At 65.7% G+C, this 20,672-nt stretch carries 18 protein-coding genes; 2 read left to right on the top strand and 16 right to left on the bottom strand.

Annotated features, from left to right (window positions below; translation table 11 throughout):
- Nucleotides 1-27: 27 nt before the first annotated feature.
- Nucleotides 28-1,332: a glycosyltransferase gene (locus tag KYE46_RS15920; protein WP_219001980.1), complete on the top strand. Its 1,305-nt coding sequence runs from the start codon at nt 28-30 to the stop codon at nt 1,330-1,332.
- Here the strand turns inward: KYE46_RS15920 and KYE46_RS15915 are convergent.
- The 15 genes from KYE46_RS15915 to KYE46_RS15845 are packed head-to-tail and all read right to left on the bottom strand — an operon-like array spanning nt 1,289 to nt 17,180.
- Nucleotides 1,289-2,560 (bottom strand): nucleotide sugar dehydrogenase, encoded by a 1,272-nt coding sequence (locus tag KYE46_RS15915; protein WP_283095202.1) that lies wholly within the window; start codon nt 2,558-2,560, stop codon nt 1,289-1,291. The genes KYE46_RS15920 and KYE46_RS15915 overlap by 44 nt on opposite strands.
- Nucleotides 2,560-3,894 (bottom strand): hypothetical protein, encoded by a 1,335-nt coding sequence (locus tag KYE46_RS15910; RefSeq protein WP_219001978.1) that lies wholly within the window; start codon nt 3,892-3,894, stop codon nt 2,560-2,562. The genes KYE46_RS15915 and KYE46_RS15910 overlap by 1 nt, the downstream gene beginning before the upstream one ends.
- Nucleotides 3,895-3,896: 2 nt before the next feature.
- On the bottom strand, nt 3,897-5,330 hold the full coding sequence (locus KYE46_RS15905; protein ID WP_219001977.1) for a hypothetical protein: 1,434 nt from the start codon (nt 5,328-5,330) through the stop codon (nt 3,897-3,899).
- Entirely contained in the window at nt 5,327-6,619 is a 1,293-nt protein-coding gene (locus KYE46_RS15900) for a hypothetical protein (RefSeq protein ID WP_219001976.1), read from the bottom strand. Before KYE46_RS15900 ends, KYE46_RS15905 begins: the two co-directional genes overlap by 4 nt.
- A 6-nt stretch (nt 6,620-6,625) precedes the next feature.
- Entirely contained in the window at nt 6,626-7,321 is a 696-nt protein-coding gene (locus KYE46_RS15895; RefSeq protein WP_219001975.1) for a hypothetical protein, read from the bottom strand.
- 46 nt (nt 7,322-7,367) lie between these two features.
- Entirely contained in the window at nt 7,368-7,883 is a 516-nt protein-coding gene (locus KYE46_RS15890) for a GNAT family N-acetyltransferase (RefSeq protein WP_219001973.1), read from the bottom strand.
- A complete protein-coding gene (locus KYE46_RS15885; RefSeq protein WP_219001971.1) occupies nt 7,880-9,187 on the bottom strand; it encodes a DegT/DnrJ/EryC1/StrS family aminotransferase in 1,308 nt (435 codons plus the stop codon). The genes KYE46_RS15890 and KYE46_RS15885 overlap by 4 nt, the downstream gene beginning before the upstream one ends.
- Entirely contained in the window at nt 9,184-10,269 is a 1,086-nt protein-coding gene (locus KYE46_RS15880) for a glycosyltransferase family protein (protein ID WP_219001969.1), read from the bottom strand. Before KYE46_RS15880 ends, KYE46_RS15885 begins: the two co-directional genes overlap by 4 nt.
- Entirely contained in the window at nt 10,266-11,243 is a 978-nt protein-coding gene (locus KYE46_RS15875) for a Gfo/Idh/MocA family protein (protein ID WP_219001966.1), read from the bottom strand. The genes KYE46_RS15880 and KYE46_RS15875 overlap by 4 nt, the downstream gene beginning before the upstream one ends.
- Nucleotides 11,244-11,248: 5 nt before the next feature.
- Nucleotides 11,249-12,307, bottom strand: a complete 1,059-nt coding sequence (gene pseI / locus KYE46_RS15870) for a pseudaminic acid synthase (protein ID WP_219001963.1) — start codon at nt 12,305-12,307, stop codon at nt 11,249-11,251.
- Nucleotides 12,308-13,018, bottom strand: coding sequence for a formyltransferase family protein (locus KYE46_RS15865; protein ID WP_219001961.1), 711 nt, complete (start codon nt 13,016-13,018; stop codon nt 12,308-12,310).
- Nucleotides 13,015-14,739 carry a pseudaminic acid cytidylyltransferase gene (pseF, locus tag KYE46_RS15860; RefSeq protein WP_219001959.1) on the bottom strand — a complete coding sequence of 575 codons (1,725 nt, stop codon included), beginning with the start codon at nt 14,737-14,739 and terminating at the stop codon, nt 13,015-13,017. Before pseF ends, KYE46_RS15865 begins: the two co-directional genes overlap by 4 nt.
- Nucleotides 14,736-15,887, bottom strand: coding sequence for a UDP-4-amino-4,6-dideoxy-N-acetyl-beta-L-altrosamine transaminase (gene pseC, locus KYE46_RS15855; RefSeq protein WP_219001957.1), 1,152 nt, complete (start codon nt 15,885-15,887; stop codon nt 14,736-14,738). The genes pseF and pseC overlap by 4 nt, the downstream gene beginning before the upstream one ends.
- The gene (gene pseB / locus KYE46_RS15850; protein WP_219001955.1) at nt 15,887-16,885 is read right to left on the bottom strand and encodes a UDP-N-acetylglucosamine 4,6-dehydratase (inverting); all 999 of its coding nucleotides are present in this window, start codon (nt 16,883-16,885) and stop codon (nt 15,887-15,889) included. Before pseB ends, pseC begins: the two co-directional genes overlap by 1 nt.
- Nucleotides 16,878-17,180, bottom strand: coding sequence for a hypothetical protein (locus tag KYE46_RS15845; protein WP_219001953.1), 303 nt, complete (start codon nt 17,178-17,180; stop codon nt 16,878-16,880). Before KYE46_RS15845 ends, pseB begins: the two co-directional genes overlap by 8 nt.
- Nucleotides 17,181-17,508: 328 nt before the next feature.
- Between KYE46_RS15845 and KYE46_RS15840 the strand changes: the two genes are divergently transcribed.
- The gene (locus KYE46_RS15840; RefSeq protein WP_219001935.1) at nt 17,509-20,019 is read left to right on the top strand and encodes a GcvT family protein; all 2,511 of its coding nucleotides are present in this window, start codon (nt 17,509-17,511) and stop codon (nt 20,017-20,019) included.
- 76 nt (nt 20,020-20,095) lie between these two features.
- On the opposite strand, the gene KYE46_RS15835 is transcribed toward KYE46_RS15840, so the two are convergent.
- On the bottom strand, nt 20,096-20,554 hold the full coding sequence (locus KYE46_RS15835) for a hypothetical protein (protein ID WP_219001934.1): 459 nt from the start codon (nt 20,552-20,554) through the stop codon (nt 20,096-20,098).
- Nucleotides 20,555-20,672: the final 118 nt, after the last annotated feature.

The following is a 20,672-nucleotide window of genomic DNA, read 5'->3' as shown; positions in this document are numbered from 1 at the left end:
TTCACCGCGAGAACGAGGGGGGCCACGATGCAAGTATGGTTAACGCAGCGGGCGGAGCCTACGCCGCACGATATGGGCGAGCGGCGGCGTCCGATGCGTACCGGGCTGATGGCGGAATATCTGTCGACCCATGGCGCGGAGGTTCTGTGGTGGACGGGGGATTATGATCACTACGGCCGTCGCCAGCGCGGACATGACAACGCCGAGATCGCGGTCTCCGACACCTATCGCATCCGCTACCTCGCGGCGACGGGCTACGGAAAGACCAAGTCTCTCGCCCGCTTGCGCTACGACCGCGCGGTGGCGGCGGGTTTTGTCGAGCTCGCGCCGCGCCAAGGGCCGCCCGACGTGATCCTCGCCTCAATGCCCTCGGTCGATCTGGCGCTGGCCTCGGTGCGCTATGGCATGGCGCACGGCATCCCCGTGATCGTCGATATCCGCGATCTTCACCCCGACATCTTCGTCGAAAGCGCGCCGGCGTCCCTCGGCCCGCTGGTGCGGCTTGCGACCGCTCCGATGAAGGCCCGCGTGGCAGAGATTTGCCGGGACGCGACGGCCATCTGGGGCAACTCTGATGCCTTCGTGGAATGGGGCTGCAGCCTGGGCGGGCGCAGGCGCGGGCGACATGACATGACGCTGCCGATTGCCTACAAGCCGCTGACGGTCTCCGACGCAGAGAAGGCGGCGATCCAAGACGCGTGGCGGCGTGAGGGGCTCTTCCAGCCTGATCGGTTGCATGTCGTCTTCTTCGGCACGCTCTCGAAGGCCTTCGACTTCGCCCCGGTGCTGGAGGCAGCCCGACGGTTGCAGGCAAAAGGCAGCGCGCATCACTTCCATTTCTTCGGCGCCGGCCAGCAGCAGAAATTCTTGTCTGAAGGCTGCGCGTCTCTGCCCAATTGTACGATGCACGGCCCGGTAGGTGCGGCCCGGCTGCAAGCGGCGATGGAACTGTCGGACATCGGTCTGGCGCCCTACATCTTCACCGACAATTTCGCGGCCAACATGCCGAACAAGACGACCGAATACCTCGGCGGCGGGCTGCATGTGGGGCTGGCGTTCAAGCGTGGTGCCTTGGCCGACTTCCTGCGCCGGACCGGAAGTGGCTTCTGCTATGAGACCGCTGCGGAATTGACCGAGGCTTTGACGAGATTGCAGGATGACCCGCACACATTGACGACCGCCAAAGCCGCCTCCCGCGCCGCATTTGTCCAGCATTTGGGGTATGATACCCTCTCCACGCGGATGCACGCGCAGCTTGTCGAGACGGTCAAGACATTCGGCAACCGCGCTACAAGGACAGGTCTGCCGTCACCTGCGGCAGCGCGCCTTTGACGTCGTAGATGACGTGGTTGGGCTTCGCCAAAGCCCGCATTGCCGCGTCCGACATGGCAAGAAACTCTCCGTGACAGACCGGCACAATGATGCCGTCATAGGCGCCTTGCTCGGGCTCCACCAGAGAGATGCCATAGGCCGATTTCGCCTCCTTCGGGTCGGCCCAGGGATCATGCACGTCAACCTTCATCCCGAAGCTTTGCAATTCCGTCAGCAGGTCTATCACGCGGGTGTTGCGCAGGTCGGGACAGTTTTCCTTGAAGGTCAGCCCCATCAGAAGCACGCGGCTGTCCTTGATCTGGATGGATTTCAGGATCATCGCCCGGATCATCTGCTTGGCGATGAAACCGCCCATGGCGTCGTTGATCTTGCGGCCCGACAGGACGATCTCGGCGTCGTATCCGACTGCCTTGGCCTTGTGGGTGAGATAATAGGGATCGACCCCGATGCAGTGGCCGCCCACCAGTCCCGGACGGAACGGCAGGAAGTTCCATTTCGTCCCGGCTGCGGCCAAGACGTCGAGCGTGTTCACCCCCAACCGTCCGAAGATCAGCGCAAACTCGTTCATCAGCGCGATGTTGATGTCGCGCTGCGTGTTCTCGATCACCTTGGCGGCCTCGGCGACCCGGATGGTCGGCGCAAGGTGGGTGCCGGCGGTGATGATGCTGCCGTAGAGCGCATCGACGAAGCGCGCGGCTTCAGGGGTGGAGCCGGACGTGACCTTGGTGATCGTCTCCAGCGTATTCACCTTGTCGCCGGGGTTAATCCGTTCGGGGCTGTAGCCGACGAAGAAATCCTCGTTGAGGCGCAGGCCCGAGACTTCTTCCAACACGGGCACGCAATCCTCTTCCGTGGCGCCGGGGTAGACGGTGCTCTCGTAGATCACGGTATCGCCCTTCGAGAGGGTCGCGGCGACGCTGCGAGATGCGCTGAGAAGGGGGTCGAGGTCGGGCCGCTTGAAGGCGTCGATCGGGGTCGGTACCGTGATGATATAGACATTCGCCTGCGCCATTCCGGCCGGGTCCGTGGTAAAGGTGAGGTTCGGGGTGCCGCGCAGTTCGTCAGCGGTTGTGGCAAGCGTCGTGTCGGTGCCGGCCTGAAGGTCCGTCACGCGCTTTTCGGAGATGTCGAAGCCGGTCACGGGCCGGTCACGCGCGAAGGCCAGGGCGAGCGGCAGGCCGACATAGCCCAGGCCCACGACTGCGATTTTGACATGATCCAGATCCATCAAGGCACCTTTGGTAAATTCGTTGATGTTGAAGCGCGCGGGCCATCCGTCTGCTCGGACGGGGCGGTGCGCAGGACGTAGACCAAGCCGAGGTAGAGGAAGCACAGCCGCACGAAGCCGGGGCTCAGCGGGTTGAGGCCGTCCAGCGCGGCGTCACGGACGCCGGCCATTGTCACCATGCTGAGAAGCAGGAAGGGCACGTTGGTGAGGAACGGCGCCATGATCCGGCCGAGCATCATGGCGACGCCCCGGATGATGAAGACGTAGTAGAGGATCGCGAAACCGGCGCCCGGAAAGTAGAAGGCCGAGCCGAGGATCGAGGGGGACGCTCCGGTCCGTGCGCGCCAGCCAGAGGACAATTGCAGGAAATTCATGCGCGCGGTGGAGACGACCTCGGGCTTGGTCAGCCCGTCGAGCCCAAAAAGCACCGAGGCACGGTAGAGCATCGTGTCGAAGATGTTGCGGATCGCCTCGAAAAACAGGCCGAAGTTGAAGAAGCTCTCCGAGACATGCATCGACGTGCTGGTGAAGTGATAGCTCAGCCGGCGGACGAAGACCTGCGCAATGGTCTCGAGGTTTGAGAGCGTGGCGAGGGCCTGCTCCACCCCGAGCTTGTTGGCTGTCCCGACGAAGAGCGCCGCGAGTACCAGAAGCGGCATGAGGGCGAGGGCCGCACGACGGGTGATCCGCAGATGCAACCCGAACACCCGCCGCCAGCGGGTGCCGGATGCCAGCAGCGCACAGAAGACGAAAAGCACATCGAGCGACGCCTGGATGCTGAAGGCAAAGCCGAGCGCGATCAGCAGGAGCGTCGCGGAGCGGGCGCGCCGGGCGTGGCCCTCGTGCAGCATCCGGTAGTGGACGAAAATCGCGACGCCGAAATAGATGGTGAGCAGCTGCAGGAGGAAACCGATCGCGCCGACCTCGGCGAGGGCTTCTCCCGTCTGGCGGAACTCGAGGCCGAGCGTGCTGCGGGTGGCGAGGGCGAAGAGCACGAACCCCGCGGCGTAGACGACCGAGAGGCGGGGGTGGAACGCCAGTTGCGCCAAGGTGCGGCCGATCAATGGCAGGCGCAGCACGGGGAGCTTCAGGATCAGGGCGAACAGCAAAAACGCGACGGCGACGTAGAGTATCCCGAGGAGGTAATTCGGGCGGGGCCGGATGGCGGCCTCGAGAAAATTGCCGAAGCACAGGATCGAGACTGCCGGGACGACGTAGAAGATCAGGCAATAGAGGCCGAATATCCTGAAGGCGTAGCGCTTTGCGGTCTGTACCGAGACCGGCACTGGCATCGCGGCTTCTGCGAAGGGTTGGAGGGGATAGGTCTGCGCCATGGTCATTGCGGCGACACCTCGTCCGTCAATCTCATCTCCAACCCGTAGCGCCGCCGGGCGAGCGCCGAGACAAGGTTGAAATCATCCTCGGGTGAGGTGGCAGACACCGCCGCGCATGCCTCGGCGATGTTGTCTGCCAAGGCCTCGATGTCGGGCGTAAAGGTGAGCATCGCGGCGATCTCGGGCACGAAAAGCGCGCCCATATCCTCGTAGGCAAAGACCTCCCGACCCAGAAGGGCGGCCTCCACCAAAGAGGTCGAGAAGCCGCCGACGGTGATGCGGGCCGCGAGGATGTCATCCTGAGTCGAAAGGCCCGTCGTCTGCGCACCCAGAGCCCTGACCCGGCCAATCAACCGCGCTTGCAGGTCAGGCCCGTGGGCGGGGTGCACGCAGTAGCGGATCGGCAGGGACAGGCGCCTGCGCAGTGCCTTGAGCAGCGCGATCTCCTTGGCGAAATAGCTGCTTGCCGCGTAGTCGGGATCATTGCTCGCCCCGCCGATAAAGGCAATCGCGGGGGTTTCAAACAGGTTGCGGGGTATCGCGACGTCACGCCCCTTGCGGTCCTGCCAGAGCCGGATGTTGCACGCGATCTCTCCATCCTCGTCGGTGAGCAGATGGTCGCTCTGCGGGGCAAAGCGCGGCAGGTCCGCGATGAGGTTCACGTAGATCGGCGTGGCGCGCGAAAGCTCATGGAGGCGGGCGAAGTACGGAGCGATCGTGACCGTCGAGGCGCCGTGAAGCACTTCGACGACGTCTATATCCGGCCGGGCGGTCAGGAAACCGGTGCGAAGGACCTCGGTCAGCCATGTCGAGGAGGTCGTTGTCAGGAAACCACATTGCGTCAGGAGATGGCGGCGCTCGACGAGATCGAGGCCGGCGTAGATGACGGCGGCCTGCGGGTCACGCGTCGTCGCGTAGCCGATCAGCGCCTGCGACGCGAGACGTGCGAGTCCCGCAGGACCCGCCAGACCGCAGAGAAACGCCAGCGCGCCGTAGCTCTCGTCCGTATGGCCGAACCGGCGGGACATATCGACCTGGTGGATGCGGCTGGTCTCTTTGATGCCGATCAGGGAGGGCAGCGATTGCGGGCGATTAGTGCGACAGACGCGGGTCAGGTGCTGGTGCGGGCTTTCACCCGGCAGAGGCCGAGCCCGCTTGCCGTCGAAGGCGACGATCCAGTCATGCGCGCGAACCCGGGCGGTGAAGGCGTATCGGACGTGGCAGGCCGCGCGTACCCCATGGGCGAGGGCGCGCCGCAGACGGCGCCAGGAACGGCCTCGGGTGGGTGCCGCCATATCGCGGACTTTGCGGGTCGTCTGAAGAAGGAACAGGATGTTGGCGGTTTGCGAGAGGAGCGTCGGGTCAGGCTGAAGAGCGTGCAGAAACGGCACGGTTCTCTGGCGCAGCGATAGCCGGCGGAGGGGGGCGCGGATCATCGGCATTCCTCCACGACGCTGGATGGCAGCCGTAAACGTGGGTGCACCGAAAGGCTGAGCCAGACGAGGCCGACAAGCCGCAGGGCGAGGATCAGGACCAAAGCCATGGCGATGGTCTCGACGCTCGGTGGCAGGATGTTCAGCACGGCAAACATGGCCATGAAGAGCACCGCGTGCAGGACCACGAGCGGGCCGCGTTTGCTGCGCCAGAAGACGAACTCCTGCGCCACCATCGAGATCGCGGCGAGGAAATAGGCCAGCGCGAGCCAGCCCAGGGTGGCGGCTTCCAGCGGCGACTCGATCCAGCCGAGGGTGATCAGCAGGCGAAAGGAAAGCAGCGCGATCACGGCAAGCGCCACCGGCGGCAGGAGGTTGCGCGCGCTCAGTATGGTGGGAAGGACGGGGCGCTCTGCGTCCATCAGCGCCGGGCGGATGCGGGTGAAGTGGAAGATGTTGTGGACCAGCGGCAACGTGGCGAAGATGTTCACCGCGAAGACGTAGCTCGCGAAGGTCTCGGGAAACGCGGCGTTCACGAAGTAGCGGTCGACCAGCAGGATGTTCATCGCGAGGATCGAGAAGACCTGCGCGCCAAGATACTCGCGACCGTAGGCCTTGAGGTAACTGCCTGCGCGGCCGCGAACCCCTCTCACCCCCTCCCGTCCCACGTGCAGCGCCCAAGCCGTGATGACGCCCGTGAACTTAGAGGAGACAAGGCTGATGTAGCAGAGGAAGAACGCCAAACAGAGCGCGGTATAGAGGGTGACGCTGCCAGCCCCGAAGATCAGCACCATGACAAGGATCGCCCCGCTCGGCAGGATCGTTCGGAACACGAAGTGCGCGGACCATTCCAGATAGCGACGCTGGTAGATCAGCGCGCGTTGGTGGTCGTCGAAAAACTTCTCCATCACGACCAGGGCCATCACCAGAGCCCAGAGGTGCATGCTCTCCGTCCAGATCCAGACGACCGCTCCGACCGGGGGCGCGAAGAGGATCATATGCACCGCGACACCGTCGATATAGCACAAGACCTTTCGGGTCCCGCCAAGCCCGCGACGCTGCGGCGTATCTCCGATGAAATAGGCGTAGACCGCGCGGTGGTTCTGGTTGCCGTAGATCACGACGCTCGACACCATCGCCGTCAGCACCAGCGCATAGTCCCGCGCGAACTGGCCGTCCGGCAAAGTGAGGGCCACCAGCAACGTCAGCGGACGCAACACCACGCCGATGACGCGGCAGAGGAAAAATACCGCGAAAGCATGGGGTTGCAGAAAGAGGCGGATCGGCGTCATGGGCTCTCAGTGATAGGAGGTGAAGGCGTAGCGGGCGCCGCCGTTGACGGGGTGGGCCCGGTGAATGGCCGAGGTGTCGGCGATCAGGATCGTGCCGGCGGGCACGGTGAACAGCTTGGAGGGGTAGGTCTTCTCGACGGCGGCGATGAAGCCCTCATCGATATGCTGATACCCACGCGTGCCGGCCCGCTGGACGATGTCCTTCAGGCTGAAATAGCGCCCCGGAATGATGTGCTTGATCTTGGCCGAGATGTTCTGGGTTCGGGGGATCAGCTCGAACGGGCCATCGTTTTCGCCGACGTCCTGCATGAACACGAAGATCTTGAGTTGCTTGCGAAAACTGTCGAGGTGCCACCGGCCTGTCCGCAACTGCCCGCTGTCCGTGGCAAGGGGCCGGTTGCGGATCGCGAGGATGTTGCGGGCGCGGCCCATGTCGGGATCAAGTTGCAGGATCACCGCATCCGAGAAGGCGCGGAAGGCGCGGGCGCTGGAGAAATGCGTCTCGGCGTGCCAGATGCGATGTTCGGAGCCCGCGTAATTGACCTCGAGCTCTACGTTGGACGCGCAGAGGTCATCCATCTGGCGCACGACCTCGGCCAGGGCTCTGTGCGGCAGTCTGACGGAAAGCTGGTGGTACCCGACGGCCTCCAGATCGGCGCGGGCCGCGTCCGGGTCGATGGAACGAAGGGCGTCGTCAAACATGGCCGGGTCTCCTGCGTCAGCCGTGGAAGTTTCGCGCGTTTTGGGATCAGCAGGGATGCGCATAATGCACCACGTCCATTGGCTCGCCTCCGACAAGGAAATGCGCTTTGCGGCGGCCGTCGGGGATCATGCCGGCGCCTTCCATGATCGCGATCATGGCGCTGTTGCCCGCCACACAGCCGCCGGTGATCTTCCGGATATCCCCGCGCCCGGCCAGGTAGCCGAGGACAGCACGCCACGCGGCCGAGCCATAGCCCCGCCGCCCGCCGCCGCCGATCAGGATGCCGATGTCGGCCAGGCCATTGGCCGGGTCGATCGTGGCCGCGACATTGCCGACATGGGCCTCTGACGAGAAATCCTCGACCGCCCAGAGCAGGTTGGGGCTGTTGGTGAAACCCGCGACATAGGCGCGGCAGGAGGCGATGTCGTGGCGACGGTGGCGCTGCTCGCTGAAGCGCATGAGCTGCGCCGAGTTGAGCCAGCCCACATAGCGTTCCGACAGGTGCCGCCGGGCGAAGGGCAGCAGCCTGACGGGGCCATGGGTCAACACCGGGGCAATCATGCGGCGACCCCTTGCGACAAGGCGGCCCGCGCGTCCCAGACCTTCGCGAAGGCGCGCACCACGTCGTCGATGTCCGAACGCTCCATGCTCGGCACGATGAACTCGTGCGAGATCAACCGGTTGAAGTGCAAATCCTCGACCACGGGGCAGAGACCCGGCGCATAGCTCTGCCACGAATGGGTCAGGCCGTTGGCGGCCCCTTGCAGTGCGATGCGGTGCTCGAACGCGGGCAGAAGGTAGATCGGCCTGACGTAGCCCGCTCCGAGCTTGACGCCTTCCTTCTCGCGCAGCGCGAAAACAGGCAACTCGGCCCTTACGGCTTCGACGAAAGCGTTGCGAGCAAGCCCGCAGGTGGTGTCCCAGAGGCAGGCGTGCGCGTAGTACACGTGCCGCGCTCCCTCCCGCACCTTGGGCAGGGTCAGCGGCGCGAACCCCCGCATCTGTTCCTCGAAATACGCGACCCGGTCGCGCCGTTCCGCGAGTAGCAAATCGAGCTTGCCAAGCTGGACCTTGGCAATCGCGGCCTCGATCTCGGTCATGCGCATGTTGTGACCGATCATGTTGCGCAGATCCTCGATCCCCCACGCGCCGGCGACGCATTCGCCGTGGTTCCGGATCATCGCGAGGCGTTGCGCAAGCGCCGCGTCCTGCGTGACGACGATGCCCCCTTCGCCCGCGTGTATGTGCTTGTGATAGTTGAGGGAGAAGACGCCAATGTCCCCGAGCAATCCCGTCGGCGTGCCGTGAAGCTGCCCGCCGGGGGCCTGTGCGCAATCCTCGATGATCTTGAGGCCATGGCGGTCCGCCAAGGCACGCAGAGCCGGGCCGTTGAAAGGCTGGCCGAAGAGGTCGACCGCGATGATCGCCTTGCAGCGCGGCGTGATTGCAGCTTCGACGGAGGCCGGGTCGAGACAGAAGGTATCCGGCTCCACATCGGCGAAAATCGGCGTCGCCCCGTAGAACAGCGGTGCGATGGCAGAGATCGACATGGAATAGGCGGTGACGATGACCTCGTCGGCCGGGCCCACGCCGATGGCCCCCATCGCCGCGATCAGGCCGGCGGTGTTGGAGTTGAACGCCAGCGCGTGCGCGGCGCCGATGCTGTCGGCCCACGCCGCCTCGCATTCGCGCACGTAGCGGCCGCCGTAGAAGTTTTCATGCGGCGCGCCGAGGTAGTTGGACAGGACGCCGCTGTCGATGACCTCGCAAACCCGCGCCTTTTCTTCCGCGCCGACGGTGACATGCGCCGGGAAGGGTGCGGTTCGGGTCTTGGGACCTCCATGGATGGCAAGCTCGACGGTCATGGCGTGGCCTCCTTCATCGGAGCGGGTGCAGGTTGCCGGCAGAGCGCTTGTGCGCAGGCCAGCACAGCCGCTGCCGCGCCTGCGTGGAGGGCCATGTCTTGTCGGCCCGCTCCGCTTTGCGCGCCAGTGGCGAGGAGCGCTTTGACCGACGTGCTCGCCTTCGTCGGATCGGTGCAGAGCCCAAGGCCTTCGCGCTCTCGCAATTGCCTGAGCTCCCGCAGGCGCAGGTTCGGTTGGAGGCTGAGGGTGGGTTTGCCGAGCAGCCATGCCTCGTAAAGGAGCAGGGAACTCATGCCGAGCACGGCGCGCGCGTGATGCAGTGCGTCGCGGACGCCGTCGGGCGCGACGATCTTGACGTTCAACCCATGGGTTCGAGCGAGCCTGTGCCATCTGTCGGCGACCGCTTCGCGACACTCGCGGGGATGCGGCGCCACGTGAACCGGCATGGGCCCCGCAACGGGCACCGCGGCCAATGCGGCTGCAACGAGGTTCGAGACCTCAGCCTCATCGTAGCCACGTCCGGATGGAGAGCTCCGGGCACCGCTGTCAGCCTTGACCGGTTCCGAGACAAACAGGAGGTGGTCCAGCCCCTGCACGGGGGGGCGGAACCGGCGGCGCTCCTCGGCGAGGCTTGCGAGCGCCGGGTGTCCTGAAATCCTCAATATGGCACCGGGCACCCCGGCGGCCTTTGCCGCGTCACGGGCCAATTGATCCATGACGCAATAGGCATCGGGGATAAGGGTCCTCGCGATGCCATTACGGTCCATGCCCTGCAACCGCTCCGCATATTGCGACCAGTTATCAAGGACATGCACCACCGGAATGCCACGCTGTCGCGCCCCCAGAGCGGTCTGAAAGGCAAGCGGGTCCGCGACGCTGGTGGCATAGACCAAGACGTCAAACGCGGCGTGTTGGGTCTGGGCAGGGGAGAGCCAGTGCCACGCATCGTCGCCTTCGCGGCGGAAGACGCCGTGGTCCAAACCCACCACGCGCAGCCCCCGTGCTGCCGCCAGACGCGCCACCGGCAAGATCGCCCGCGCGCCGCCCACATCTCCTGCTGCGAAGCAAATGCGCATGCTCATCGGAGACCCTCCGACAGCTGCGCGAGGATCGATTGCGTGAAGCCCGAGGCCGCGAAAGGCGACTGCGACGCGGCCCCGTCATCCAGCAGGTTGCACAACGCGAGGTAGCTGCCGTCCAGCATCGCGAGGGTTGAAACGTCGGGCGGCACCACGTGAACCGGCGGGGCAAGGTTGAAGAACCCCGGCACGTCGGGATTGGGCTGTTTCGCCTCCCACGTGAGTTCGGCCGCGCCGCGGGATAACGACAATCGGCCCCCGTCGGTGACAGCGCGCAGATCAAGCGCGTGGTAGCCGAGGTCGGGAACCCCGAGAACGGCGACGGGTACACCGCTGAGCGAGAACCCGAAGCTCGGATCTGCCGTGTCGGCGCGGTCGATCCAGTCGAGCGCGGGCGCGTCATCCGCGTCGAAGAAATATCCGATCAGGTCGAGGAAATGCACGCCGTTGATCGCGAGGCCTCGGCTGTAGGTCACGTCGAGCCGCCGCAGCTCTCCGGCCGAAAGAGCGGACCGCAGGCGCGATTTGGCCTCGGACACATGGGGCAGGCACCGGCGAAAGTAGTTCACCACGATACGCGGAGGAGCGGCGCTTTGGGCAAGCTGAGTTTGCAGCGACGTGAACGACGCCATATCGGCAGTCGCCGGCTTCTCGACCCAGAGCCTGGGGATGCCGGCTTCGATACATGCCTTGATCTGGTCGGCGTGATGCTCGGTCGGGGAGGCGATGGCGACCAGGTCGAGATCATGGGCGAGGAAGGCCTCGAACTCCGCACTACAAGCGACCGGGCCTGGACCACGATAGCCCGCCTCGAACGCGGCGCAGGCGGCGGGGTCGGGATCGAAGATCGCGACGAGACGCGTGTCCGGGTGGCGATGGAAGCAGGCCGCGTGACTGAGGCTGCGGGCCCCGTCCCACGCGCCGCCATCATAGGACCAAGCGATCCGTCCGGCACCTATGATCCCCGCGCGCAACATCCCGATCAGCCCACCATCGTCCAGCAGAGCGCCGTGCCGCGTGCGATGGCGCGGCTGGCTTGGCAGCCGATGACGCGGTCATAGTGGCGGGGCGGCAGGCCATTGCCGGGGCGGATGACGCGGAGATTGTCCGGGGTGAAGGCCTCTCCCGCCGCAATGTCACGCACGGCATAGATCGAACGGCGGAAGGTCGCGGCACCGGCCTCGGCTGATTTTCGAGTGTAGTCGACCCGCCCGAGGGACAGCCACGCGTCGTGGCAATCCTCGCAAAGGCGACGAAATTCCGCAGGTTCGAGGCTGAAGGCCGCATCCGGCCCGCCGTCGGCGCGGCTCAGGGTGAAATGCTTCTCGATCACCGCACCGCCAAGGGCCACGGCGGCCACGGACGTCGCGGAGCCGAGCGTATGATCCGAGAGGCCCGACACGGCGCCGAAGGCCTCGGCCAGATGGGGCATCGTCCGGAGGTTCGATTGGTCCGACGGTGCCGGATAGGAGCTGATGCAATGAAGCAGCACGAGATCGTTGCAGCCGTTGTCCCGCGCGGTCCGCACGGCGGCGTCGATCTCCGAGAGATTGGCGAGACCGGTGGAGATGAGCATCGGCTTCCCCTTGCGCGCGACATGGGCGATCAGCGGCAGATGCACGGCCTCGAAGGAGGCAATCTTGTAGGCCGGCGCCCCGAGGTCTTCCAGAAGGTCGGCCGCGCTTTCATCGAAGGGGGTGGAGAACAGCGTCACGCCCAGACCGGCGGCCCGCGCGAACATCGCCTCGTGCCACTCGAACGGCGTCTGCGCTTCCTTGTAGAGATCGTAAAGATTGCGCCCGTCCCACAACCCGCCGTCGATCCGGAACTCCGGCCCGTCGTGGTTCATGGTGATCGTGTCGGCGGTGTAGGTCTGCAGCTTGATCGCGGCGCAACCGGTGGCGGCGGCGGCCTCGATCATCGCAAGCGCCCGGTCGAGAGAGCCCTTGTGATTGCCCGAAAGCTCGCAGATCACATACGGCGGGTGATCCGCCCCGATCCGGCGACCGGCGATGGTGATTTCGGGGAAGCTGCCGTGCATCTAGCCCTCCTCCCCTTCGTGTTGCCGGTGGATCTTCAGCACGTAGCGGTGGCCGCGAAGGTCGAAGAAGGCCGGGTATCGGTCGTTGTCGACGGTGCGCAGCAGGTCGAATTGATCGGCCAGCGTGCGATGGGGGTCGAGGCGGCTGTCGGCGGGGCGGCGGCGCGGGTAGTGACTGGGCTCGCCCTCCTGTGGCCGCACGACCGGGGGCGCCGGGGCGGTGGCGAGTTCGAAGCACATCCCGGTGATCTCCGCCCCCATGCGCGCGCGCATCTCATCGTTGAGCTCGTGTCCGCGAAAGCGCAGATGGCGCTGCATCACGATGTCGCCCGCGTCCGCTTCCCTAGCCATGGTGATCATGGTGAGCGGTATATCGTTGCGGCCCTCCAGCACCTGCCAGGCGAGCGGCGAAAAGCCCCGGCCCCGCGGCAGGGCGCTGGCGTGAACGACGAGGTTCCACCGGTTGCGCGCCAGCAGCCCGGGCGGCGTCAACCGGGTGCAACTGAGGTAGAAGGCGATGTCGCCGGCGGGGACCTCTTCCTGCCGGGAGACGGAGCACGCGTCGTGACCCCGGGCGCGCAGGCGGTGGGTGAGCGCCTCCGCGTGGGGCGCGAACCAGCCGTCCGGCGGGTCGGTGACGACGGCAATGCGCCGCCGGTCGGGCCATGGGGACGCCGGGGACGCGGAGGTGGCGGTGCGGGCGACGGTCATGGCGCGGTGCTCCAGCTCAGGGTGTCGGTGATCGCCGCCGCGACCCGCTCGCGGCCCGCCCCGTTGCAGATGGCCGCCGCGGCGGCGGACATCGCCCGCAGCTTCCCGGCATCCCCGAGCAGTTCCCCGAGGGCATGGCCGAGCGCCGCATCGTCCCCCGGCGCGACCGTCCGGGCCGCCCCGGCCTCCGCCAGCGCCGCCGCGGCCCCGGCCTGGTTGGCGGCGAGCGGCAGGCAGATCGTCGGCAAGCCGAGGGTGCATCGCTCCCAGGAGGAGCTGCCGCCCGCGCCAATCGCCAGGTCCGCCTGCGCCATTCGCGCGGCCATGTCGTCGACGGCGGTAACGACCTCCACCGGGCAGGGCAGTTCGCCCGCCGCGGCGGCGATATCCGTGCTGCCGGTGGCAGCGGCGCCGAGGATCACCTCGACGCGCAACCTCTCGACCCTCGGCAGCTTCGCCAGCACGCGCAGCACCGCGCGCAGCGCGCAACCCATGTCACCCCCGCCGAGGGAGATCTGCAGCCGCGCCACCCCTCCTTCCATTCTCGCCCGCCGTGCGAGGCTTTCGGCACGGTGACGGGCGAACTCGGGGCGCAGGAGAGCATAATCAGGCCCGATCAGCCGCTGACATTGATCTGGCAGAAGGCTGTCGTAATCCTCTGCGCGGCGGCCGAGGTTCTGATCCAGCAGGATGTCACATTCGTGGGGACGGTTGGCGCAATCGTCGATCGCCACGACGGGGCAGGGCATTTCCCGCTCCCATTTCGCATCCAACCCGTAGTGATCCACGATCACCAGTTCAGCATCCGCGGCGTGGCGCGCGGTTGCCTGGGCGTCATCAGCGACGGGTATGGTCGGATCGAGATACTGCACGCGGTGGCCCCGCGCGGCGATCAGCTCACCAAGGTGACCCGCCTCTCGTCGACAGACGAAATTGGCCTCGCCGTCCAGCTCTTCTGCCAAGGCAAGGCAGCGCATCACGTGGCCCGCGCCCACATCAAGGCCCGCATCGGCCCGGATCACGAGTTTTCGGCAGGGTTGCCGCAGCAAGGTGAACATCTGCTCTGCCCGGTCCCAATCCTCGGGCGTGTCGATATCTTGCGCGCGGTGGCGAGGGATGATCAGCGGCACGGCGTCGGGGCCCATCAGGGGCTTGCCGGCGCGCCAGGCCTCGCGACGGCCCCAGTAGAATTGCCCGGTGTCGTGGTAGGCCTCTTCCAGATCCTGACTGCGGGTGAGGGCGTGTTCGGGCTGCAGCATCTCCAGCCGTCCGTCCGGGCGCAGGCGCACCCCGCGTTGGACGGGGAAGGGGAAGGTCGTGACCGGGAAGGCGTAATCGGCCCCGGTCGTGTCGAGAAGCCCGCGGGCGGCACGCATGTCCTCGGGGCGCACGAACGGCGCGGTGGCATAGAGGCAACAGACGTGGCTTTGCGGCCCCCAGAGCGCTTCAGCCTCGGCGAGGGCATGGATGATGACCGGGACCGTTGCCGTACTGTCATCGGAGAGATTTGCGGGGCGCGTGAACGGCACCTCTGCCCCGGCCGCCCGCGCGACCTCTGCAATTTCGGGGTCGTCGGTGGAGACGATGACATGCTGGAACAGACCAGAGGCCTGCGCGGCCTCGATCGACCAGCCAATCATCGGCTTGCCGCAGAAGGGCCGGACGTTCTTGCGGGGGATCCGCTTGGAGCCACCGCGGGCCGGGATAACGCAGAGGTTCATCGTGCGACCTCCGACTTCACGGCCGTGATGACAGCGTCCTGCTGTGCGTCGGTCATCGCGGCGAAAAGCGGTATGGAGATGGCGCGAGTGTAATAATCCTCGGCCTTCGGGAAGTCTCCGGGCGCGAACCCGCGCTTGCGGTAATGCGGCTGCAGATGCACCGGAATGTAGTGAACGTTGACGCCGATGCCCGCGCGGCGCAGGCCTTCGAACACCGCCTTTCGCCGGGCCGCGTCGTGCAGGCGTAGGATATAGAGATGCCAGGAGGAGGCCGCGTCACGCAGGGGCGCCGGTCGGTCAAACGGCAGGTCGGCGAGCGCTGCATCGTAACGTTCGGCCCGCGCCGCCCGCGCGGCAACGTAGCGGTCAAGCCGCTGCAACTGGGTCACGCCGAGGGCGGCCTGCAGCTCGGTGATGCGGTAATTGAAGCCGAGCGCGATCTGCTGGTAATACCACGGCCCCTCGCACTCACCCTCCATCAGGGCAGGGTCGCGGGTGATGCCGTGGGACTGCAAGCCCTCCATGGCGTGGGCCAGCGCCGCATCGTGGGTGACGGCCATGCCGCCCTCTGCGGTGGTGATGATCTTGACCGGATGGAAGCTGAAAACGGTGATATCCGCCAGCCCGTGACCGCCGACAAATTCCCCTTGATAGCGCGCGCCGATTGCGTGGCTGGCATCCTCGATGATCTTGAAACCGTATCGGTCCGCCAGCGTCCGGATTGCGGCCATGTCGCAGGGCCGCCCGGCCATATCGACCGGCATGACGATCTTCGGCAACCGCCCCTCGCGCTCGGCGCGGGCCAGCTTGTCGGCCAGCGTGTCGGGGCAGATGTTGAGGGTATTCGCGTCGATATCGACGAAATCGACCTCTGCCCCGCAATAGAGCGCGGCGTTGGCCGAGGCGACGAAAGTGATCGGAGAGGTCCAGAGCCGATCCCCCGGACCAAGTCCAAGCGCAAGGCAGGCGATATGCAGCGCTGAAGTCGCGGAATTGACCGCAACCCCGTATGGCGCGCCGACATGGTTGGCGAGGGCTGCCTCGAACGCCGGGACTTGCGGGCCCTGCGTCAGGAAATCGGAGGTGAGCACCGCGTGCACTGCGGCGATATCCTCCTGCGTGATGTCCTGCCTGCCGTAAGGGATCATCAAACGGCTCCGATCTTATGCTCGTTCGCGTCGATCCATGCGGCCAGTTCAGCGGGCGACATCCAGTCGGGGTTGGTGTCACTGGAGTAAAGAAACCCCTCCGGCACCGGGCGTCCGTTCTTGATGCGGGACGGGCTGGCCGCCCAATTGTTGATACTCGGGAGGATCTTGAAGTGATCCTCATATTCGAAGGTATGCGGCGCATCTTCGGGGCTGATCATCTGCTCGTGGAGCTTTTCGCCCGGACGGATGCCGATGGTGTCCTGCTTGGCATCGGGCGCGACGGCGGTCGCGATGTCACCAATTGCCATGGAAGGGATCTTCCGGACGTAAATCTCGCCCCCTTCCATGTCGTTGAAGGCATGCCAAACCAGCTCGACCCCCTGCTCGAGCGTGATCATGAAGCGGGTCATGCGGGGGTCGGTGATCGGCAGGACACCGGACTCGCGGATCGAGCGGAAGAACGGGATGACGGACCCGCGCGAGCCCATCACGTTGCCGTAACGCACCACCGCGAACCGGGTGTCATGCTCGCCGGAATAGGCGTTGCCCGCGACAAAGAGCTTGTCGGACGCGAGTTTCGTGGCGCCGTAGAGATTGACCGGGCTCGAGGCCTTGTCGGTCGACAGCGCGACGATCCGTTTCACACCCTTGTCGATGCAGGCATCGATCAGGTTCATCGCGCCGTTGACGTTGGTCTTCACACATTCAAAGGGATTGTACTCGGCCGTGGGCACGATCTTCGTCGCCGCCGCGTGGACCACGTAATCCACCCCATCCAACGCGCGGTAGAGCCGGTCGCGATCGCGGACATCGCCGATGAAGAAGCGGACGCGCGGTTCGTTCCGGAACCGCTTGGCCATGTCCCACTGCTTCATCTCATCGCGCGACAAGACGATGATCTTCGCAGGGTTGTGCCGCTCCAGCGTCATCGGCACGAAGGTATTGCCGAAGGAGCCGGTGCCGCCGGTCACGAGGATGGTGCTGTTTTCAAGCATATGCATAGGTTCCAGAGGTCAGTTGAGCGCCGGGCGCGGAGGGGGGCGGCGACGCGGCGCGGGCCTGCCAATCGGCGAGCCAGAGCGACAAGGAGAACGGCGCGAAGACGCCCTTGAACCGGACGCGCGCGTCGTGATCACAAAAGGCGGTGAAGAGCTTGAGGTAGGCCTCGCGGTCGACCAGCCCGCCCTGAGAGACGGGGTTGCCGGGGTCACCCATGAGGTCCAGAACACGCGGCCGCTCGATCATGCGAAGGATCGTGTCAGATGTGAGCGCGAAGACTAAGCCGCACATGGGAAAACCCCTTGGCCGAAGGAACTCGGATCTGGCGCGGATCGGGAGGGTTGACCGGCGCTGCCCCTACAACAGCGTGAATCTGTTTAACAAATGCTTAACGCGCGGAGATTAGGGTTAAGGCTGCGATGAAAGGGCCGCGAAACGGCGCGAGATGCACCGCGCGCGCGATGGACCGATGCCGAATCCCCCCTGCGCCAGACCCCCGATGCGACGCCTGTCGCGCGCCCATGTCGCTTTTCTGCGGCTTTGGGTCGGATGGGCGAGGCGTTTTTGCGCGCGTTCGGGCAGGTATGGGCCGAAAGATATCTCAGCCGGAGCGCGCCCCATGAAAACCAATGTGAAAGCCCTTGTCGTTGGCGGCGGCGCCGTGGGCACCTCGATCGCCTATCACCTCGCCAAGGCGGGGTGGGACGATGTGGTTCTGCTGGAGCGTGACGAGCTGACGAGCGGCTCCACCTGGCACGCGGCGGGCCTGCTGCCACTGTTCAACATGAGCTTCGCCACGACCCACATCCATGACTACTCGGTCAAGTTCTACAAGGAGCTTGAGGCCGAGACTGGCCTGAACGCGGGTTTCGCCGTGGTGGGCAACCTGCGCATGGCGCAGACCGACGAGCGCATGGACGAATACATGCTCTACGCCTCCACCGCCGAGACGGTGGGCGTGCCTTTTGAGTTTCTGACGCCCGAAGAGATCAAGGAGCGCTGGCCGCTGATCCGGACCGAGGACCTCAAGGGCGCGCTTTACCACGCGACGGACGGCTACATTAATCCCGCCGACGTGACCATGGCGATGGCCAAGGGCGCGCGTCAGCGCGGCGTGGAGATCGTGCGCAAATGGCAGGCCGATGCCTTCCACTGGAACGGCACCGCATGGGAAGTCACCTGCACGAAGATGGTGGAGAAGGGCGGCAACCTCGTGCCTTCGGACGAGCAGATCGTCATCACCGCCGAGCATGTCGTCACCGCCAGCGGCAACCACGCGCAACGCACCGCGCAGATGCTTGGCATCAAGATCCCCGCGATCCCGGTGGAGCACCAGTTCATCGTCATGGATCAGGACCCCGCGCTCGTCTCCTGGCGCGGCGAGGGCAACCCCGAGCATCCGGTGATCCGCGACGCGGACGCCCAGAGCTACGTGCGCGAGGAGCGCGGCGGCTGGATTCTCGGCGTCTACGAGAAGAACGCGCCCGCGCGGTTCGAGTACGGCGTGCCCGACAGCTTCCGCGCCGACCTCTTCCCGCTCGCCCTCGACCGGATCGAAGAGCAATACATGGCGATGATCCACCGCATTCCCTCCTGCGAGGAGAGCGGGCTGAAGGACGATTTCAACGGACCGATCTGCTACACGCCGGACGGCAACCCGCTGGTCGGCCCCGCGCCGCGGATGAAGAACATGTGGCTGGCCGAGGGCTTCTCCTTCGGGATCACCGCGGCGGGCGGCACCGGCTATTACCTCGCGCAGATGATGGTCGACGGCGAGGCCGAGATCGACATGGCCTCGCTCGATCCGCGCCGCTACGGCGACTGGATGACGACGGAATACGCCGCGCGCAAGAACGAGGAATGCTACGACCACGTCTACATCCTGCATCACCCCGATGAAGAACGCCCCGCCTGCCGTCCCCTGAAGACGGCGCCATCCTATGACCGGATGAAGGCGCGCGGCGCGCAGTTCGGCTGTGTCAACGGGTGGGAACGGCCCAACTACTTCGGCCCGCTCGATGCGCCATCGAACTTCGACGCTGAGGCCCGCAGCTTCCGGTGCGGCGCGTGGTGGGACTACGCCAAGGCCGAGGCCGAGGCGATCCGCAACGGCGTGGGCCTCATCGACGCCACCGCCTTCACCAAGCACAAATTGCGCGGGCCGGGGGCGGCGGCGTTCCTTGACTGGTTCACCACCAACAAGCTGCCCAAGGTGGGCCGGATCAACCTGACCTACGCGCTGACGGCGGCCGGCACGACGCGCACGGAATACACCATCGTGCGGCTTTCCGAGGATAGCTTCTACCTCGTCAGCGCCGGGGCCTGGCAGCTCTATGACAGCGATTTCCTCGCACAGGCGATCAATGACAACGTGGATCGTTTCGGGCCGATGTGGCTGGACGATTGCACGGGCCAGCACGGCGTCTTTGCCATTGCGGGCCCGAAGTCACGCGATGTGCTGCAGGAGCTGGTGCGCGATGCCGATCCCGCAAGTGTCCTGTCGAACAAGCGCTTCCCCTGGCTTTCGGCCCGCAAGCTGGAGCTGAAGATGTGCCCCGTGAACGCGATCCGCGTGGCCTATACCGGCGAGTTGGGGTGGGAGCTGCATCACCCGATGGAGATGCAGAACTACCTCTTCGACCAGCTGATGGAAGCGGGCGAAAAGCACGGGCTGAAGCTGGTCGGCGCGCGGGCGCAAAACTGGCTACGGCAGGAGAAGAGCTACCGCGCCTTCGGCACCGAGTTGGGCCGCGACGCAACCCCGCTGGAGGCCGGGCTGGACCGTTTCGTGGACCTCGAGAAGGACTTCCACGGCAAGGAAGCGATGCTGGAGAAGGGCATCCGCTCGAAATGCGTGACGGTTCTGATCGACGGGCCGGCGGATGCCGACCCCTGGGGCCGCGAGGCGCTGGTGCTGGACGGGGAGAAGATCGGTCGCCTGACCTCCGGCGGCTACTCGGTGGCCTTCGGCAAGCAGATCGGCATGGGCTACGTGCGCCCGGACCTGGCCGAGGTGGGCACGAAGCTGCAGGTGCGCATGTTCCGGCAGCTCTTCGACGCGGAGGTGGTGGAGGACAGCCCCTACGATCCCACGAACACCACGATCCGGGTCAACGCGCCGGGGTTCTGATTGCCGCGTTACGGCGCGGTGGGGAGGTGCAGGCCTTGGGCCATGCTCCTCCCGCCGTCCGTGGCATCATCCTCGGTCAGTTCATCAGGCGGCCCATCACGTCGGGCACCATCATCGCCTCCATCAGGCCGCTTTCCTGCATGCGGCGCATCGCGATCTCGGCGGTGCCGCAGGCCTGACCTGTCTGCATGGCAAAGTCCGGGTTGATCGGCACCGGGGTGACCGTGGCCATTTGCTCCATCGAGGTGATCTCGACCTCGGCGAAGACGTCCATCTCGTCGAGATAGGTTTCCACCGCGGCGTCGCCACCCTCGGCGCGGATGGCATCGAGGGTGCAGGCGGCCGCCGTGCGCATCTCCTCATCCCACTCCCAGTCAGGAATGGCCGGCGCGATCTCCGGCACGCGGGAAACCAGAAAAGCCTCCATGTTGGCCCCGGCAGAGACCGAGGCGGCCTCCAGCCGGTCGACCTCGGATTGCGCGAACGCGGGTGCGGCGAGGAGGGTGAGGGCAATGGCCAATGTGCATGTTTTCATGAGGAATATCCCGAAATTGGAAGGTGTCAGGCCGCAGATTGCTCCGGATGCTTGGCGCTGCCAAGGTCAGGATAACCTCCGCCGCCGTGGCGCGCGGAGTTCCGCTTTTCGCACGCCG

Origin of the sequence: Gymnodinialimonas ceratoperidinii, from assembly GCF_019297855.1 — a bacterium.
GTDB lineage: Bacteria > Pseudomonadota > Alphaproteobacteria > Rhodobacterales > Rhodobacteraceae > Gymnodinialimonas > Gymnodinialimonas ceratoperidinii.
Note: the sequence above shows the minus strand (reverse complement) of the source record. Positions and strands in the feature narration are given on the sequence as shown.

Excerpts from the sequence above, each read along its gene's own strand:
- KYE46_RS15920 (WP_219001980.1), top strand. The coding sequence starts at position 28 with ATGCAAGTATGGTTAACGCAGCGGGCGGAGCCTACGCCGCACGATATG.
- KYE46_RS15915 (WP_283095202.1), bottom strand. The coding sequence starts at position 2,560 with ATGGATCTGGATCATGTCAAAATCGCAGTCGTGGGCCTGGGCTATGTC.
- KYE46_RS15910 (WP_219001978.1), bottom strand. The coding sequence starts at position 3,894 with ATGGCGCAGACCTATCCCCTCCAACCCTTCGCAGAAGCCGCGATGCCA.
- KYE46_RS15905 (WP_219001977.1), bottom strand. The coding sequence starts at position 5,330 with ATGATCCGCGCCCCCCTCCGCCGGCTATCGCTGCGCCAGAGAACCGTG.
- KYE46_RS15900 (WP_219001976.1), bottom strand. The coding sequence starts at position 6,619 with ATGACGCCGATCCGCCTCTTTCTGCAACCCCATGCTTTCGCGGTATTT.
- KYE46_RS15895 (WP_219001975.1), bottom strand. The coding sequence starts at position 7,321 with ATGTTTGACGACGCCCTTCGTTCCATCGACCCGGACGCGGCCCGCGCC.
- KYE46_RS15890 (WP_219001973.1), bottom strand. The coding sequence starts at position 7,883 with ATGATTGCCCCGGTGTTGACCCATGGCCCCGTCAGGCTGCTGCCCTTC.
- KYE46_RS15885 (WP_219001971.1), bottom strand. The coding sequence starts at position 9,187 with ATGACCGTCGAGCTTGCCATCCATGGAGGTCCCAAGACCCGAACCGCA.
- KYE46_RS15880 (WP_219001969.1), bottom strand. The coding sequence starts at position 10,269 with ATGAGCATGCGCATTTGCTTCGCAGCAGGAGATGTGGGCGGCGCGCGG.
- KYE46_RS15875 (WP_219001966.1), bottom strand. The coding sequence starts at position 11,243 with ATGTTGCGCGCGGGGATCATAGGTGCCGGACGGATCGCTTGGTCCTAT.
- pseI (WP_219001963.1), bottom strand. The coding sequence starts at position 12,307 with ATGCACGGCAGCTTCCCCGAAATCACCATCGCCGGTCGCCGGATCGGG.
- KYE46_RS15865 (WP_219001961.1), bottom strand. The coding sequence starts at position 13,018 with ATGACCGTCGCCCGCACCGCCACCTCCGCGTCCCCGGCGTCCCCATGG.
- pseF (WP_219001959.1), bottom strand. The coding sequence starts at position 14,739 with ATGAACCTCTGCGTTATCCCGGCCCGCGGTGGCTCCAAGCGGATCCCC.
- pseC (WP_219001957.1), bottom strand. The coding sequence starts at position 15,887 with ATGATCCCTTACGGCAGGCAGGACATCACGCAGGAGGATATCGCCGCA.
- pseB (WP_219001955.1), bottom strand. The coding sequence starts at position 16,885 with ATGCTTGAAAACAGCACCATCCTCGTGACCGGCGGCACCGGCTCCTTC.
- KYE46_RS15845 (WP_219001953.1), bottom strand. The coding sequence starts at position 17,180 with ATGTGCGGCTTAGTCTTCGCGCTCACATCTGACACGATCCTTCGCATG.
- KYE46_RS15840 (WP_219001935.1), top strand. The coding sequence starts at position 17,509 with ATGAAAACCAATGTGAAAGCCCTTGTCGTTGGCGGCGGCGCCGTGGGC.
- KYE46_RS15835 (WP_219001934.1), bottom strand. The coding sequence starts at position 20,554 with ATGAAAACATGCACATTGGCCATTGCCCTCACCCTCCTCGCCGCACCC.